Genomic DNA, 414 nt, shown 5'->3' with positions numbered 1-414 from the left:
GGCGGATTCGTCGGCAACGGGTACGGATGCGGTGGCGATTGGCGGTGCGGCAGCGGCCTCGGCGGCGAACTCGGTTGCACTGGGCTCGAACTCGACGACGACGGCAAACCTGTCGACAACGGGCTACAACCCGGGCACGGCGGCGCTGTCGGGCACGGCATCGGCGGCCAATGGTGAAGTCTCGGTCGGCGCAGCAGGCAAGGAACGCCGCATCACGAACGTGGCAGCCGGTTCGTCGGCGACGGATGCGGTCAACGTCAGCCAGTTGCAGTCGGAAGACGCAAAGGTCAACACGATCAACAACAACGTGACCAACCTGAGCAACAACGTCAGCAACATCGCAGGCAACGTCACCAACATCAGCAACACGGTGAACAACATCACCAACGGTGGTGGCGGCATCAAGTACTTCCA

1 pseudogene is annotated in these 414 nt (G+C 62.6%); it reads left to right on the top strand.

The annotated features are described in order from the left end of the window. Positions 1-414 (top strand): annotated as a pseudogene (locus P0D71_RS36085) (adhesin); the annotation flags it as partial.

It is taken from the genome of Paraburkholderia sp. RL17-383-BIF-A (genome assembly GCF_046028015.1).
In the GTDB taxonomy this organism is placed as follows: Bacteria; Pseudomonadota; Gammaproteobacteria; order Burkholderiales; family Burkholderiaceae; genus Paraburkholderia.
The sequence above is the reverse complement of the archived record's forward strand: the minus strand, read 5'-3'. Positions and strand labels throughout refer to the sequence as shown.